Origin of the sequence: Paraburkholderia lebeckiae (genome assembly GCF_050436325.1) — a bacterium.
GTDB classification, from domain to species: Bacteria; Pseudomonadota; Gammaproteobacteria; order Burkholderiales; family Burkholderiaceae; genus Paraburkholderia; species Paraburkholderia tuberum.
Genome location: NZ_JBNDLZ010000002.1, coordinates 1,043,516 through 1,055,656 on the forward strand (window position 1 = coordinate 1,043,516; position 12,141 = coordinate 1,055,656).

The window sequence follows — 12,141 nt, forward strand, 5'->3', positions numbered from 1 at the left end:
TTTCCCATTCAGGAGACGTCATGCAAACGAACGCATCGGCAAGCAGCGGGCATAGCTCGCAGGCGCGCAAGGCTACCGCCAGCGGCTGGATCGGCTCGGCACTCGAGTACTACGATTTCTTCATCTATGCGCAGGCCGCCGCCCTGATCTTTCCTCAGTTGTTCTTCCCTTCCGGTAATCCCAAGATCGCGATCGTCGCATCGCTCGCAACCTACGGCGTCGGCTACGTCGCGCGGCCGATCGGCGCGGTCGTGCTCGGACACTGGGGCGATACACACGGGCGCAAGAATGTACTGCTCGTCTGCATGTTCCTGATGGGTCTGTCGACGATGGCGGTCGGTCTGCTGCCGACCTATCAGCACGTCGGCTTTCTCGCGCCGGTGCTGCTCGTCGTGCTGCGACTGATCCAGGGTTTCGCGGTCGCTGGTGAAATCTCGGGCGCCAGTTCGATGATCCTCGAACACGCGCCATTCGGGCGACGCGGCTTTTACGCGAGCTTCACGCTGCAAGGCGTTCAGGCCGGCCAGATTCTGGCCGCCGCGGTCTTCCTGCCGCTCGCCTATTTCATGAACGACGCCTCGTTCAATGCGTGGGGCTGGCGCATTCCGTTCCTGCTCAGCGCGGTCGTGCTGATCGCCGGGTACATCATCCGCCGCGAAGTCGAGGAAACGCCCGCGTTCGCGAAGGAGGACGCGAGCGGCGGCGTGCCGCGCTCGCCGATCGTCGAAGCGTTCAAATACAACTGGGGCGACATGCTGCGCGTCGTGCTGTGCTCGCTGATGAACGTGATCCCGGTCGTCGCGACGATCTTCGGCGCGGCGTACGCGGTGCAGCCGTCGTACGGCATCGGCTTTTCGAAGAGCCTGTATCTGTGGATTCCGGTGATCGGCAACATCGTCGCGGTGCTGGTGATTCCGTACGTGGGCGATCTGTCCGACCGGATCGGGCGGCGTATGCCGATCATCGTCGGCTCGATCGGCGCAGGGCTGCTGTCTTTCGCGTATCTGTACGCGATCAGCATCCACAACGTGCCGCTTGCGATGGTGATGTCGATCCTGATGTGGGGCGTCATCTATCAAGGCTACAACGCGATCTTCCCGAGCTTCTATCCGGAACTGTTCCCGACCCGTTCGCGCGTCTCCGCGATGGCGATCGGCCAGAACATCGGCACGACGATCACCGCGCTGCTGCCGGCGCTGTTCGCTTACGTCGCGCCGCCGGGATCGCACAACGTGCCGCTGACGATCGGCGCGATCACGTTCGCCATCACGATCGTCTGCGCAATCGCCGCATGGAGCGCGCGTGAGAACTTCCGTGTGCGGCTTGGCGACCTCGGTGAAAAGAACGTCGTGCCGCTCGACAAGCTCAGCTACGACGCAATGCGCGCGCAGAGCATGGCCGACGCGAAAAAGGCCGCTGCTTGAGCCCGTTTGCCCTTTAACGCGTCTTGATCAGGACTTTCAGGGAACCCGCTCATGAACCGCACCCGGATCGCCGTCGCCGGCGCGGGGTACATCGGCCGCGCCCATCTGGCGGTCGCGCAACAAAGCGACGCGTGCACGCTGTCGGCGATCGTCGACCCGTCGCCCGCGGCCGCCGCGCTCGCGGCCGAGGCGGGCGTGCCGCTCTTCCGCACGCTCGACGAACTGTTCGAACGCGATCGCCCGGACGGCGTGATTCTCGCTACGCCGAACCGGCTGCACGTCGAACACGCGTCGCGTTGCCTCGCGGCGCGCGTGCCGACGCTGCTCGAAAAGCCGATCGCGCCGAGCGTCGACGAAGCGGCAACGCTCGCCGCCGACGCAGCGCGCAGCGGCGTGCCGCTGCTGATCGGCCATCATCGCGCGCACAGCCCGATCATGGCGCGCGCGCGGCAGCTGATCGACGAGGGCCGGCTCGGCAAGCTCGTCGCGGTGATGGGCAGCGCGGTGTTCTTCAAACCCGACGAGTACTTCGCCGATGCCGACTGGCGGCGCCAGCCCGGCGGCGGTCCGATCCTGCTGAACATGATTCACGAGGTGCACAACCTGCGCATGCTGTGCGGTGACATCGTCGCCGTGCAGGCTTTCTCGTCACATGCGACGCGCGGCTTTCCGGTCGAGGATACGGTTGCGATCAACCTGCGTTTCGCGAACGGCGCGCTCGGCAGCTTCATGCTGTCCGATACCGCCGCGAGCGCGCGCAGTTGGGAGCAAACGTCACAAGAGAACAAGGCCTATCCGTCGTACCCGGACGAAGACTGCTACGTGATCGCGGGCACGTTCGGCTCGCTCGCGGTACCGACGATGCGCCTGAAGACCTACGCCAAAGCCGCGGACCGCTCGTGGTGGAAGCCGTTCGACGTCAGCGTCGCCGACATGACGCGCGACGATCCGCTGAAGCTGCAACTCAAGCATTTCGTGCGCGTCATTCACGGCAAGGAGCCGCCGCTCGTCAGCGCGCAGGACGGCTTGCGGAATCTGCGTATCACCGAGGCGATCGTCGAAGCGGCCTGCACCGGCACGGTCGTCGATACGACGCGCGCCGTCGCGGCGGCCGTCCGCTAAAACAATCTGAAGTCGCGTCGAGATTACTCAGTGGCTTACTCAGGATGACTCTATGAAATCGTTCGTGATGCTGCATGGCATCAACCACAACATGTTCGGCAAGCGCGACCCCGCGCAATACGGCACGATCACCCTCGAAGAAATCGACGTGCTCCTGCGCGCGCTCGGCGATGAGCTCGGCGTGCGGGTCGAGAGCTTTCAGACCAATAGCGAGGCGGCGATGTGCGAGCGCATCCACCAGGCATTCGCCGACAACGCCGATGGCGTGCTGATCAACGCCGGCGCATGGACGCACTACAGCTACGGCATTCGCGATGCACTCGCGATCCTGACCGTGCCGGTGGTCGAAATCCACATGTCGAACATTCACGCGCGCGAAGCGTTCCGGCATCGGTCGGTGTTCGCGGAGATCGTCAAAGGACAGATTTGCGGTTTCGGCGTGGACAGCTATCTGCTCGGGCTGCGCGCGGCGGTATCGGCGGCGGGCTAGCCACGGGAATGCGCCGCGCGGCGCTGGCCTCGCACGGCTAGCGCCATGTTTCGGTCAACTCGTTGGCCAGCACCATCTTCTGGCGCACCGCCTCGACGAAGGCCGCGTCAATGCCCGCCCGCGCCTTCAGGAATTTAAGCGCGGCGGAATGCACGGCGCGCAACGCGCCGCCGTCGATGCCCGTCATACGCGCCGCGCTGCGGCGCGTTTCCTCGACCAGATCGCGCGCGCTCGTGAAATCGGGCGACAAGCCGCATTGCGCGTCGAACGCGGCGCGCAGACCGGCCGCGTAGTCGCGCGACTCGCCGAGCCGCTCCATATCGATCAGCAAATCGACGCCCTCGCCCATGCGCAGCGCGCAGAGAATCCACAACGCAATGAACGCTCGATACGCGTTGTCGCTGTCCACCGTGCGCGCGAATTGCTCGCAGGCCACGGCATACGCGTCATCGGGCATCGACGGTAGCGGCGGCAGGCGTACGCCGCACACGCCGATCGCTTCGCGCACCAGCGGGTCCATCTGATTCAGACCGAGCACGCGAAACGGCGCGGCGACAAAGAACGCATTGCTCCACTGCTGCCGCAGCATCCAACCCGATGCGAACTGCGATGCGGGATTGCGCAGCACGCCCACGTGCAGCGCCTCGGCAAACGCGCGCTTCAGCCACGGCAGACGACCGCCCGTGCGGCAAAACTTGAAGACGGGCACGCGGCCCTGCTCGATCGTGTGCTCGCTCAGCGCGCGCAGATAGGCCTGCAGTGACGGGAATGTCGCATCGGGCTCGCGCGTAAAGCGATCGAGGCTGAAGCGCCGATCGTAACCCGCCACGCCGCGCGCATCTTCGCGCAGAAACGGGCGGTATTCGTCGAAGTATGGTGCGGCGAGCGGCGGGTGCCCCGAGGTCAAGGTCGGCCGCGAGGCGGGCACGTCGGCGAGTTTGAGATCGGCGAGCACATTGCTGAGCGGCTCGTAAAACCCGGCCGCGCGCTCGTGTTCGCGCAGCCGCGACCACACCCACGTGCCCGCGCTGCGCCAGCCCGTGTGCAGAAAAACCGCCTGTTTCAGCGGAGTATTGGGCGCGGCGTCGTACGCGGACGACTCATGAGGCAACGGCATGGGACTTCTCTTCCAATGATTGAATCAATAGACCGGAAGCGCCACTTTACCCTGTGATCGAGCGGGACGCATTATGCTGCGAGATTCCCCGCTCCCGCCATTGCACCCGCCTCGCACCCATGAACGATTCGGCCGATATCCGCTTCCTGCTCACGCTGCGCGCGAGCGGCAGCCTGATCGCCGCCGCGCGCCGACTCGCGCTGTCGCCGTCGGCGGTCACGCAGCGCCTGCAGCAACTCGAAAAGAAGCTCGCCACGCAGCTCGTGAACCGCAGCGCGCGCCGTCTGCAATTCACCGACGAAGGCCTGCTGCTGTGCGAGCGCGGCGCCGAACTGATCGCGCAGTTCGACGCGTTGTTCGACGATCTGCAAACGCGCCGCGGCGGCCTCGTCGGCACGCTGAAGATCAATGCGCCGCTCGGTTTCGGACGACGCCATCTGGCGCCGCTGATCGGCGAGTTCCAGCAGCAGAACCCTGACATCGACGTCGCGCTGACGCTGTCCGACCGGCCGTTGACCGAAACGCTCGACCGCTTCGATATTGTTTTGCATATCGGCGAGCTGCCGCCGTCGAACCTGGTCGGCTACACGATCGCGCCGAACGCGCGCTTCGTCTGCGCCGCGCCCGCGCTCGTCAAGCGAATCGGCCAGCCCGAATCGCCGGATGCGTTGAGCCGGCTGCCGTGCATCGTGCTGCGCGAAAACAATGAGGACGTGTCACTCTGGCAGTTCAGCAAAGGCCGCACGCGCCGCGGCGTGCGCGTGTCCGCGCATCTGAGTTGCAACGACGGTGACGTGATCCGCCAATGGGCCTGCGAGGGACGCGGCGTGATTCTGCGCTCCGAATGGGACGTCGCCGAGGATCTTGCGAAGGGCAAACTCGTGCGTCTGCTGCCGGGCTGGAAAGCGCCGGACGCGAACGTGATCGCGCTCACGCATCAGCGGGCGGCACTGCCCGCGCGCACACGCCATTTCATGCAGTATCTGCAAAGCCGCTTCAGGCCGCTGCCACCGTGGCGGCGATGATTCAGTCGATCTGAATCTAAGAGTCAACCTGTCTGAACGCTGACGTACTATCGAAAACCTATAATTGACTCATCCTCAACAGCCGGCCCCATGCAATCATGACTGCCGCCGCCCATTCCACCGACACCCCCGCCTACCCCGACGCGGTCCTGTTCGACCTGCTAACCGCCCTGCTCGACTCGTGGACCTCATGGAACCGTGCGGCAGGCTCCGACGAAGCGGGCCGCGCATGGCGGGCTGCCTATCTGCGTCTGACATACGGCTGCGGCCGCTACGTTCCCTACGAACAACTGGTGCGCGAGGCCGCCACGCAAGTCGGTCTGTCCGAATCGGCCGCGAACGCGCTCCAGGCGAACTGGCTGAACCTGACGCCGTGGCCCGGCGCGCCCGGTGCGTTGCGCGCGCTCGCGCCGCACTGCAAGCTCGCGGTCGTCACCAATTGCTCGACGCGGCTTGGCTCGCAGGCGGCCGCGCTCTTGCCCGTGCGCTGGGACGCGATCGTGACCGCCGAGGATGCCGGCGTCTACAAGCCGGACCCGCAACCGTACCGCCTCGCGCTCGACAAGCTCGGCGTCGAGCCGCGACGCGCCGCGTTCGTCGCCGGCTCGAGCTACGACATGTTCGGCACCGCGGCCGTCGGCTTGCGGACCTACTGGCACAACCACGTCGGCCTGCCGCTCGTCACGGGAGCGCAGGCGCCCGAGGTCGAAGCGGCATCGCTCGATGGGCTGGTGCCGTGGCTCGCGGGCTTTGGCCGCAATCGTCGTCACTGAACCTCCACCCTCACCCCGCTCCTCAGGTGCAAGCATGAAACTCGAACAGATCGAAACCCCGGCCGCGCTGATCGACGTCGCGCGGATGCAGAAGAACATCGCGCGGATGCAGGGGCTGATGAATGCGCTCGGCGTCGCGTTCCGGCCCCACGTGAAGACCACCAAGTGCATCGACGTCGTGCGCGCGCAGATCGCCGCCGGCGCGCGCGGCATCACGGTGTCGACGCTGAAGGAAGCGGAAGCGTTCTTCGCGGCCGGCATCGACGACATCCTGTACGCGGTCAGCATGGTTCCGTCGAAGCTGCCGCGCGCGCTCGCGCTGCGCCGCCAGGGGTGCGAACTGAAGCTCGTGGTCGACAATCCGACCGCCGCCGCGGCGATTGCCGCGTTCGGCGACCAGCACGGCGAAACGTTCGAGGTCTGGATCGAGGTCGATACGGACGGACATCGCTCGGGCATCCAGCCCGAACAGCAGACGCTGCTCGACGTCGGGCGGATTCTGCACGAGAACGGCGTGAAGGTCGGCGGCGTGATGACCCATGCGGGTTCGAGCTACGAGTTGAATACACCTGAAGCGCTCGCCGCGCTCGCGGAGCAGGAGCGCGCGGGCTGCGTGCGCGCCGCCGAGCGGTTGCGCGAAGCGGGCATCGAATGCCCGGCCGTCAGCGTCGGTTCGACGCCGACCGCGCTCGCCGCGCGGCATCTCGAAGACGTCACCGAGGTGCGCGCGGGCGTCTACGTGCTGTTCGATCTGGTCATGCACAACGTGGGCGTTTGCACGCTCGACGACATCGCGCTTAGCGTACTCACGACCGTGATCGGTCATCAGGAAGACAAAGGCTGGGCGATTCTCGACGCGGGCTGGATGGCGTTAAGCCGTGATCGCGGTACGTCGCGGCAGTCGCACGATTTCGGCTATGGGCAGCCGTGTTTGCTCAATGGCACGTTGCTGCCGGACTATGTCGTGAGCGGCGCCAATCAGGAGCATGGGATTCTTGCGGCGGTTCCGGCCGATGCGCAAGCCAATGCACAGACCGACGACATCGCGCAGCGCTTTCCGATCGGTATGAAACTGCGCATCCTGCCGAACCACGCTTGTGCGACCGGCGCGCAGTTCCCCGAGTATCACGCGGTTGCGCCGGACGGCAGCAGCGTCGAATGGCAGCGGTTTTACGGTTGGTAGGTCGGCGCGTCACTCATCCTCTTCCGACAACCCCGCCAACAGATCGTCGACCGCGCGATACACGCGCTCGACGATCTCCGGTCCCACCTTGCGCTCGAGCTCGCGATAGTGCGCCTCGAGATCCTTCGAAATCACGCGCACCAGTTCGACGCTCGTATCGGTCAGCGACACGAGCACGCGCCGCTGATCCTCCGCGAAACGTTCTTTCGTCACGAGTTCCATGCTCTCCATGCGCGCGAGCACGCCGGCCATGCTCGGGCTCGAAATCGTGCAGATGTCGGAGATGTGGCGCGGCTCCATCGGGCCGTGCTCGTTGAGCGCGCGAATCACTCGCCATTGCTGTTCGGTAAGTCCGTGTGCGGTGATCAACGGACGAAAACGCTCCATCATTTTTTCGCGGGCGCGTAACAGCAGCATCGGCAAATTGCGGTGCAAAACTCGGGTGGACGCAGCGGACATGGTGGCAAGGAATCAGAAAAAAACAGCTGTCGAAGCTTACGGGAAAACCCGCGATCAACCGGCAGCCTATTGACCGTCAATGATATCAAGCGGGATACTACTAACATCTTAGTGTTTTCGCCAAACTTTCGCCACGAGGCTGCGCATTCATGTTTGCCTTTGCCGATCATCTGCTGCATCCCGAAGGCGACGCGCTGCCTCGCGACGTGGACGCGCACACCGCGGCCGCGTTGCTGGCACGCGGCGTTGCGTGTCGCGCGCCAGTCAGCGGCGCCGTGTACGGCACCCTGCTGAACGATCGCGCCGCCTTGAACGCGCTGGGCGACGCAGTGCATGCGGCACCGTACAAGGCGCCGCCGAAAGCGCCGATTCTGTATCTGAAGCCGCGCAACACGCTGGCCGGGCATCGGGCGCGCGTGGTCGTGCCGGATAACACGCTCGGCGTCGAGGTCGGCGCGTCACTCGGCATCGTGATCGGCCGTACCGCGACGCGCGTCGGCGTCGAGCGCGCGGCGGACTACATCGCCGGCTATACGCTGGTCGGCGATCTGAGCGTGCCGCATACCAACGTGTATCGCCCGAACGTGCGACTGCGCGCACGCGACGGCTTCTGCGTGATCGGACCGGCGCTCGTCGCCGCGCGCCACGTCGCCGCGCCGGATCGGCTCGACATCGCCGTCTCGCTGAACCGCGCCGAACCGTTCACGGCAAGCACCGCAACGTCGGTGCGCAACATCGCGCAATTGCTCGCCGACGTCACCGATTTCATGACGCTGAACGCGGGCGACGTGCTCACGCTCGGCGTCCCGCACGGCTCGCCGGTCGCGCACGTCGGCGATACAGCCACGCTGTCGATCGGCACGCTGCCGCCCTTGACCATATCGTTCATCGGCATGGATCAACGCAACGGAGAACCGTCATGATGCGCGGCCGCGTCGCCTATGCGGGAGCGATTCACGAAGCGTATCCGCACGAGCAGGGTGTCCGCCTCGCCGACGGCCGCGTGCGTCGCGAGGACGAAGTAGTCTGGCTTGCGCCGATCGAAGTCGGCACGATCTTCGCGCTCGGCCTGAACTACGCCGAGCACGCGAAGGAATTGCAGTTCAGCAAACAGGAAGAACCGCTGGTGTTTCTGAAGGGGCCCGGCACGGTGCTCGGCCATCGCGGAGTCACGCGTCGCCCGGCCGACGTCACGTTCATGCACTACGAGTGCGAGCTCGCGGTCGTGATCGGGCGAACCGCGCAAAACGTCGCGCGTGAAGACGCCATGCAGCACGTGGCCGGCTACATGATCGCGAACGACTACGCGATTCGCGACTACCTCGAAAATTACTATCGCCCGAATCTGCGCGTGAAGAATCGCGACGGCGGCACGGTGCTCGGCCCCTGGTTCGTCGACGCCGCCGACATCGCCGACGTCACGCAGCTCGAGCTGCGCACGTTCGTCAACGGCACGCGTCAGCAATGCGGCAATACGCGCGATCTCGTCACGAGCATCCCCGCGCTGATCGAATACCTGAGCGGCTTCATGACGCTCGCGCCCGGCGACGTGATCCTGACCGGCACGCCCGAAGGCATCGTCAACGTCAACACGGGCGACGAAGTCGTCTGCGAAATCGACGGCCTCGGCCGTCTCGTCAACACGATCGCCTCGGACGCGGACTTCGGCCGCGTCTGATGGACAGCAAAGACCCACCGAACAGCGAAAGGACAAGGCAATGCCGATCGACCATCTGATCAACGGTGAGGCGTGCACCTCGAGTGACTACTTCGAAACCGTCAACCCGGCCACCCAGGAAGTGCTCGCCGAGATCGCACGCGGCGGCGCGAAGGAGATCGATGCGGCCGTGCAAGCGGCCAAAGGCGCCTTCCCCGCCTGGGCCGCGAAACCCCGCCGCGCAACGCGCGAAGCTGATCCGCAAACTCGGCGAGCTGATCACGAAGCACGTGCCGGAAATCTCGGAGACCGAAACGAAGGACACCGGCCAGACGATCTCGCAGACGCGCAAGCAGCTGGTGCCACGCGCGGCCGACAACTTCAGCTATTTCGCGGAGATGTGCACGCGCGTCGACGGCCACACGTACCCGACCGACTCGCATCTGAACTACACGCTGTTTCATCCGGTCGGCGTGTGCGCGCTAATCTCGCCGTGGAACGTGCCGTTCATGACGGCCACCTGGAAGGTGGCGCCCTGCCTCGCGTTCGGCAACACCGCTGTGCTGAAGATGAGCGAGCTGTCGCCGCTGAGCGCCTCGATGCTCGGCAAGCTCGCGCTCGAAGCGGGCATCCCGGCGGGCGTGCTGAACGTCGTGCACGGCTATGGCAAGGAAGCGGGCGAGCCACTCGTCGCGCATCGCGACGTGCGCGCGGTGTCGTTCACCGGGTCGACCGCGACCGGCAATCGCATCGTGCAAACCGCGGGCCTGAAGAAGTTCTCGATGGAGCTTGGCGGCAAGTCGCCGTTCGTGATCTTCGACGACGCCGACTTCGAACGCGCGCTCGATGCCGCGGTGTTCATGATCTTCTCGAACAATGGCGAGCGCTGCACCGCGGGCTCGCGCATTCTCGTGCAGCGCTCCATTTACGCGCGGTTTGCCGAGCGCTTCGTCGAGCGCGCGGAGCGCCTGACGGTTGGCGATCCGCTCGCGGACAGCACGATCGTCGGCCCGATGATCAGCCGGGGGCATCTCGCCAAAGTGCGCAGCTATATCGAACTCGGCCCGAAGGAAGGTGCCACGCTTGCGTGCGGCGGGCTCGATACGCCCGAGTTGCCCGACGCCTTGCGTCACGGCAATTTCGTCACGCCGACCGTGTTCGTCGATGTCGACAACCGTATGCGCATCGCGCAGGAAGAGATCTTCGGACCGGTCGCGTGCCTGATTCCGTTCGACGATGAAGCCGAGGCGATCCGTCTCGCCAACGATATTTCGTATGGTCTGTCGAGCTATATCTGGACCGAGAACACGGGCCGCGCGTTGCGCGTGGCGGCCGCCGTCGAAGCCGGCATGTGCTTCGTGAACAGCCAGAACGTGCGCGATCTGCGTCAGCCGTTCGGCGGCACGAAGGCGTCGGGTGTGGGGCGTGAAGGCGGGACGTGGAGTTATGAAGTGTTCCTCGAACCGAAGAACGTCTGCGTGTCGCTCGGCTCGCATCATATTCCGCGCTGGGGCATTTAATCGCGACGTCAAACGAAATTGCTAAAGCATGGGACCGGAGTAAGAGCTGACGCTCTAACGCCGGTCGACACTGGAGACCGCGATGGGCAAACTCGCGTTGGCAGCAAAAGTTACACACGTGCCGTCGTTGTATTTATCCGAGCTCGACGGTCCGCACAAGGGTTGCCGTCAGGCCGCGATCGACGGACACCATGAAATCGGCCGACGCTGCCGCGAACTTGGCGTCGATACGATCGTCGTGTTCGACGTGCACTGGCTAGTGAATAGCGAATACCACATCAATTGCGCGCCGAAGTTCGAAGGCGTATACACGAGCAACGAGCTGCCGCATTTCATCAGGAACATGCCGTACGCGTATCCGGGCAATGTCGGGCTTGGCCAACTGATTTCGGAAGTCGCCAACGAAATGGGCGTGAAAAGCCGCGCGCACAGCGAGACCACGCTCGAGCTCGAATACGGCACGCTGGTGCCGATGCGCTATATGAACGGCGATCAGCACTTCAAGGCGGTGTCGGTTGCGGGTTGGTGCATGTGGCACGACCTCGCGACCAGCGCGCGTTTCGGCCTCGCGGTACGCAAGGCCATCGAAGAACGCTACGACGGTACCGTGGCCATTCTCGCGAGCGGCTCGCTGTCGCATCACTTCGCGAACAACGGCACCGCCGAGCAGTTCATGCACAAAGTCTGGAGCCCGTTCCTCGAACAGATGGATCGCACCGTGGTTCGCATGTGGGAAGCCGGCGACTGGAAGACCTTCTGCGAAATGCTGCCGCTCTACAACGAGAAATGTTGGGGCGAAGGCGGCATGCACGATACCGCGATGCTGCTCGGTGCGCTCGGCTGGGATCGTTACGACGGCAAGGTCGAAGTCGTCACGCCTTATTTCGGCAGTTCGGGCACCGGCCAGATCAACGCGATCTTCCCGGTCACGCCGCTACCCGTCTGACATTCGCGAAGGAATCGCCATGCCTCACTTGACACTCGAATACAGCGCCAACCTCGCGGACGTGCAACGCCTCGGCGATCTATGCAAAGACCTCGCGCAGTGCCTCGACGCGCAGCGCGATAACGGCGAGCGCGTCTATCCGCTCGGCGGCATCCGCGTGCGCGCGCTGCGCTGCGACCAGTACTGCATCGCCGATGGACGGCCCGACGCCGCGTTCCTGCACGCGAATCTGAAGATCGGCGCGGGCCGCGCGGAGGTCGTCAAGAAGGCGACCGGCGACGCGCTGTTCGCGCTGATCAAGCAGCGCTTCGCCACTGAGTTCGAACGGCAGGGGCTCGCGTTGTCGCTCGAAATCAACGAGTTCAGCGAAGCGGGCACCTGGAAGCACAACAATCTGCACGCGCGGTTAAGGGGCTGACATCAGC

Annotated in this window: 12 protein-coding genes and 1 pseudogene; 11 read left to right on the top strand and 2 right to left on the bottom strand. The window is 64.8% G+C overall.

Features of this window, described 5'->3' with window-relative positions; all coding sequences use genetic code 11:
- Positions 1-20: 20 nt before the first annotated feature.
- From OKW44_RS07850 to aroQ, 3 genes are read left to right on the top strand one after another with little or no spacing between them, the layout of a single operon-like run.
- Entirely contained in the window at positions 21-1,424 is a 1,404-nt protein-coding gene (locus OKW44_RS07850) for an MFS transporter (protein WP_018424968.1), read from the top strand.
- A gap of 51 nt (positions 1,425-1,475) precedes the next feature.
- A complete protein-coding gene (locus tag OKW44_RS07855; RefSeq protein WP_018424967.1) occupies positions 1,476-2,546 on the top strand; it encodes a Gfo/Idh/MocA family protein in 1,071 nt (356 codons plus the stop codon).
- 52 nt (positions 2,547-2,598) lie between these two features.
- Entirely contained in the window at positions 2,599-3,036 is a 438-nt protein-coding gene (gene aroQ, locus OKW44_RS07860; RefSeq protein ID WP_018424966.1) for a type II 3-dehydroquinate dehydratase, read from the top strand.
- A gap of 37 nt (positions 3,037-3,073) precedes the next feature.
- Here aroQ and OKW44_RS07865 read toward each other — a convergent pair whose 3' ends face one another.
- Positions 3,074-4,153, bottom strand: a complete 1,080-nt coding sequence (locus OKW44_RS07865) for a hypothetical protein (RefSeq protein WP_018424965.1) — start codon at positions 4,151-4,153, stop codon at positions 3,074-3,076.
- A 119-nt stretch (positions 4,154-4,272) separates the two neighbouring features.
- On the opposite strand from OKW44_RS07865, the gene OKW44_RS07870 reads away from it, so the two are divergent.
- The 3 genes from OKW44_RS07870 to OKW44_RS07880 all read left to right on the top strand — a co-directional run bounded on the left by OKW44_RS07870 (position 4,273) and on the right by OKW44_RS07880 (position 7,134).
- Entirely contained in the window at positions 4,273-5,178 is a 906-nt protein-coding gene (locus tag OKW44_RS07870) for a LysR substrate-binding domain-containing protein (protein WP_018424964.1), read from the top strand.
- 98 nt (positions 5,179-5,276) lie between these two features.
- A complete protein-coding gene (locus OKW44_RS07875; protein WP_018424963.1) occupies positions 5,277-5,951 on the top strand; it encodes an HAD-IA family hydrolase in 675 nt (224 codons plus the stop codon).
- Between the two features lie 34 nt (positions 5,952-5,985).
- Entirely contained in the window at positions 5,986-7,134 is a 1,149-nt protein-coding gene (locus OKW44_RS07880) for a DSD1 family PLP-dependent enzyme (RefSeq protein WP_018424962.1), read from the top strand.
- Positions 7,135-7,143: 9 nt separating this feature from the next.
- Here the strand turns inward: OKW44_RS07880 and hpaR are convergent, their stop codons facing one another.
- Positions 7,144-7,551 carry a homoprotocatechuate degradation operon regulator HpaR gene (hpaR, locus tag OKW44_RS07885; RefSeq protein ID WP_018424961.1) on the bottom strand — a complete coding sequence of 136 codons (408 nt, stop codon included), beginning with the start codon at positions 7,549-7,551 and terminating at the stop codon, positions 7,144-7,146.
- Between the two features lie 191 nt (positions 7,552-7,742).
- Here hpaR and OKW44_RS07890 point away from each other — a divergent pair, with 191 nt between their 5' ends.
- From OKW44_RS07890 to OKW44_RS07910, 5 genes and pseudogenes are all read left to right on the top strand, one after another.
- Complete coding sequence (locus tag OKW44_RS07890; protein WP_018424960.1) at positions 7,743-8,516, top strand: fumarylacetoacetate hydrolase family protein; 774 nt, start codon at positions 7,743-7,745, stop codon at positions 8,514-8,516.
- On the top strand, positions 8,513-9,271 hold the full coding sequence (locus tag OKW44_RS07895; RefSeq protein WP_018424959.1) for a fumarylacetoacetate hydrolase family protein: 759 nt from the start codon (positions 8,513-8,515) through the stop codon (positions 9,269-9,271). The genes OKW44_RS07890 and OKW44_RS07895 overlap by 4 nt, the downstream gene beginning before the upstream one ends.
- Before the next feature lie 40 nt (positions 9,272-9,311).
- Positions 9,312-10,770: pseudogene (gene hpaE / locus OKW44_RS07900) on the top strand (5-carboxymethyl-2-hydroxymuconate semialdehyde dehydrogenase).
- Positions 10,771-10,852: 82 nt separating this feature from the next.
- Positions 10,853-11,716 carry a 3,4-dihydroxyphenylacetate 2,3-dioxygenase gene (gene hpaD / locus OKW44_RS07905; protein WP_018424957.1) on the top strand — a complete coding sequence of 288 codons (864 nt, stop codon included), beginning with the start codon at positions 10,853-10,855 and terminating at the stop codon, positions 11,714-11,716.
- Between the two features lie 19 nt (positions 11,717-11,735).
- Entirely contained in the window at positions 11,736-12,134 is a 399-nt protein-coding gene (locus OKW44_RS07910) for a 5-carboxymethyl-2-hydroxymuconate Delta-isomerase (RefSeq protein ID WP_018424956.1), read from the top strand.
- The last annotated feature ends 7 nt before the right edge of the window (positions 12,135-12,141 follow it).